Source organism: Sulfuricaulis sp., assembly GCF_040901545.1.
Classification (GTDB): domain Bacteria; phylum Pseudomonadota; class Gammaproteobacteria; order Acidiferrobacterales; family Sulfurifustaceae; genus Sulfuricaulis.
The window spans coordinates 1-2,616 of record NZ_JBBDYL010000048.1 but is presented as its reverse complement, the minus strand read 5'-3'; the positions used below and the strand labels follow the sequence as shown (position 1 = coordinate 2,616).

Annotated in this window: 4 protein-coding genes and 1 pseudogene; 3 read left to right on the top strand and 2 right to left on the bottom strand. The window is 54.5% G+C overall.

Features of this window, described 5'->3' with window-relative positions; translation table 11 throughout:
- From WD823_RS09910 to WD823_RS09900, 3 genes are all read left to right on the top strand, one after another.
- The coding region (locus WD823_RS09910; protein ID WP_368429336.1) for a LexA family protein at positions 1–218 on the top strand (218 nt) is incomplete at its 5' end.
- Between the two features lie 248 nt (positions 219–466).
- Positions 467–757, top strand: a complete 291-nt coding sequence (locus WD823_RS09905; protein WP_368429335.1) for a type II toxin-antitoxin system RelE/ParE family toxin — start codon at positions 467–469, stop codon at positions 755–757.
- Between the two features lie 10 nt (positions 758–767).
- Complete coding sequence (locus WD823_RS09900) at positions 768–1,058, top strand: HigA family addiction module antitoxin (protein ID WP_368429334.1); 291 nt, start codon at positions 768–770, stop codon at positions 1,056–1,058.
- Between the two features lie 311 nt (positions 1,059–1,369).
- On the opposite strand, the gene WD823_RS09895 is transcribed toward WD823_RS09900, so the two are convergent.
- Both WD823_RS09895 and WD823_RS09890 read right to left on the bottom strand, forming a co-directional pair.
- On the bottom strand, positions 1,370–1,702 hold the full coding sequence (locus WD823_RS09895) for a helix-turn-helix domain-containing protein (RefSeq protein ID WP_368429333.1): 333 nt from the start codon (positions 1,700–1,702) through the stop codon (positions 1,370–1,372).
- Positions 1,695–2,007 (bottom strand): annotated as a pseudogene (locus tag WD823_RS09890) (type II toxin-antitoxin system RelE/ParE family toxin). Before WD823_RS09890 ends, WD823_RS09895 begins: the two are co-directional and overlap by 8 nt.
- Between the last annotated feature and the right edge of the window lie 609 nt (positions 2,008–2,616).

The window sequence follows — 2,616 nt, the reverse complement described above, 5'->3', positions numbered from 1 at the left end:
CGCCCCGCTATTTCGTTGTCGGAGAGATCGTCGTCGCCATCGTGGACAACGAATTCACCCTAAAGCAACTGGACCGCGAACGAGGCCGGGTCGTGTTGAAACCGGAGAACAAGGCCTATCCCGTCATACACCCGACCTGTCTGCGTGCCACGCACAGGCAGGAAGGCGAGCTAGAGATTTTTGGGGTAGTGGTCGGGCAGTTTCGGAAGTACTGTTAACAACTCGGTCGCTGACTCGATCGCAAAATGTGTCAATTCAAAACCTGACCCTGCGGGCTGTGCTCCGTGACGAACATGGCGGCGGAGAATTCAGGATCCTTGTCCGCAAGGGACGCACCATGGTGCTCAGCGGGTTCATTTCGATTGGCGTACCCCTGAATCGTATCGGGAACGCAAGCTCGCGCCGCGCGTGAGCCGCCGCACTGATCCGGCTTGACATATATATCGATATACGATATATTGCGAACATGATAAGGGGTATCAAGGGCAAGACGACCCGGGATATTTACGACGGTATCAACAGTCGCCAAGCCCGCAGAGTACCCCGCGAGATACACGACAAAGCCACGCGGCTTTTGGATCAGATTGACGCCGCGCCTAGTCTGGATTTCCTGCGCGTCCCGCCGAGCAACCGATTGGAAAAGCTACGAGGCGATCTGGCGGGATACTGGAGTCTTAGGATCAACGACCAATGGCGCATTATTTTCCGATGGGAGAATAAAGATGCGCTGGATGTTGAAATTACTGATTACCATTAGGTGATAAACTATGTTGCCCACGAAACGCTCGCCCACACACCCCGGTGAAATGTTGCTCAAGGAGTTCCTTGAACCGCTTGGCGTGACACAAAAGGAGTTTTCCGAACATCTCGGCTGGACCTATGCCCGCTTGAATGAAATCGTCAATGGTCGACGTGGTGTAACGGCAGAGTCGGCCCTGGCCATCGGTGACGCCCTTAAGACCGGGCCGGAGTTCTGGCTGAACCTTCAGCGAAACTGGGATCTCTGGCAATCCATGCAGCATCACAAGAAAGTGCCACCGTTAAAGAAAGTCGGCTAACGCAACTCCGCACTTCCAAGCAAGCTTCACGGCTGGGAGCTCAAGAAGGGCCTCAGCGCCGAAGCGGTCAAGCGTACATTCCCACGCGCTGCGCGCGGGCGGGTCCGGTCATCCGCCCGAAAGGCGAGCACATCCGTTTACCCTCTCCCTGAGGGAGAGGGTGGCCACTGTTCGGTGGTTGGACAGTTTCGGAAGTACTGACAGCAATTCAGGTAAACAAAACGAATTGGGCGCAAGTTTCCGGCGCCTCCGTCAGAGAAATAAGGGAAGCGTCCCCTTTTCCCGGCAATTAAGCTGAAATCGAGAACCACCTATGCCGCCAGCTTCACCTGCCCGATGCGCTTGGCGGCAGGCTTCACCTTTATTTCGATGTCGTAGCCAAGCCGGTTAAGGCAGTCCATGAGCTTGCGTTCGGAGACGCTCGCGAAGTCGCCGCGAACCAGACCCGACACCTTGGGCTGCGGCAGCCCGATGCGCCGGCCCGCTTCAGCTTGCGACAGGCCAAGGCGACGCACGGCCTTCACGATCTGAATAACCAGACCGGATTTGATTTTCAGTTTTTCCGCGTTTCGCAGACCGAGATCGGCGAAAACATTCCCGGAACTCATCTCGAATTCAAGACCTTTAACGATTCGCTTACGCATTGTGCATCTCCTTTACCAGTTGCTCCGCGAGCTTCAGGCGTTCGCGGATAATGTCGGTGTCCATTTTGGGTGTTGCAATACCGTGCTTGCTCTTTTTCTGAAATACATGCAACACGAATACCGCTTCCTTGAATTTGATCGTGTAAACGGCCCGGTACGTGCCACCGCGGCCATCCTCGACGATCTCCCAAAACTCCCGCGCCGCCAAAGCCCTTAAGAACTTTGGCCGCATCGTGCTTGTCGCCGCGCTGCGCGAAGTCCAAGGCATGGCCGAAAAACTTCCGAATGGGAACCGGCAGCGCCATCAGGTCCCGCTTGCTGCTCCCCAACCACACCAGCGGCTTTTCTTGTTGTCCGGCCACGCGTTAATTATACCCGAAAAGGTATAAAATGAAAGGAACCCTGGCGACGGTGGAAAAGCGTGAATCTTTACAGGCCTGAAATTACTCTGATGCGAAGCTGCGACGGGACGACGGTGGTGCGAGGGGTATCGGGAAAGGAGATGCAAGCCTGGCACGATTAATTTGAATTTCTCAGCCCCGATTCAGACTGCTTAATCTTTGACCCCTCGTCCCCATTCATTTACTCGCGACATCGTATCGGCCGTCTTTTTTCAACCCATCACCTCAAGAAACCGTGGTCTGTCCCTGATTGTTCCATCCCGTCATCCGTCCGAAAGGCGAGCACATCCGTTTACCCTCTCCCTCAGGGAGAAGGTGGCCACTGTTCGGTGGTCGGACAGTTTCGGAAGTACTGACAGCAATTCAGGTAAACAAAATGAATTGGGCGCAAGTTGCCGGCCCCTCCGTCAGAGAAATATCAGAGAAATAAGGGAAGCGTTCCCTTTTCCCCTATTTATGAATTAAATGCTTGATGATGAGGCGGTGCGAAGAGTGGGCGTGAAAGAAAATATA